Source organism: Spongiibacter sp. UBA1325 (assembly GCF_002306875.1).
GTDB lineage: Bacteria > Pseudomonadota > Gammaproteobacteria > Pseudomonadales > Spongiibacteraceae > Spongiibacter > Spongiibacter marinus.
In genome coordinates, this window is record NZ_DBTD01000001.1 from 1 (window position 1) to 331 (window position 331).

General features: G+C 59.5%; 1 protein-coding gene. It reads right to left on the reverse strand.

Features of this window, described 5'->3' with window-relative positions; translation table 11 throughout:
* Positions 1–72: 72 nt before the first annotated feature.
* On the reverse strand, positions 73–331 hold a 259-nt coding region (locus B3K78_RS00005), incomplete at its 5' end, for an outer membrane lipoprotein LolB (protein WP_286693829.1).

Genomic DNA, 331 nt, shown 5'->3' on the forward strand with positions numbered 1-331 from the left:
AGCCGTCGTCGCGCTGGCCGGTAATGTGCAGAAATAGATTGATTTTGGCCGGGCAAGGCAGGCTGAGAGTGTTCATTGTGCGCATTCCTGTTTGCCATTGCGCCATGATTTAACGATCAGTTTTAGCCGGGTATCGCCGCGTTGCGCTTCAATCAATTGGGGCAGGGCGTCGGTGCTGTCGTGTTGATAGCGGGCAAATTGAATCTGCCAGTCAAATTGCTCCAGCGAGCTGAGTTGGCCGGTTGCCGAAAGTTGCGCCGCCAGCGGCGCGTTGGGGGCGGCGCGCCCACGCAGCCAGTGGCGCAAAGCAGAAACGGGAACGGGCCAGCCG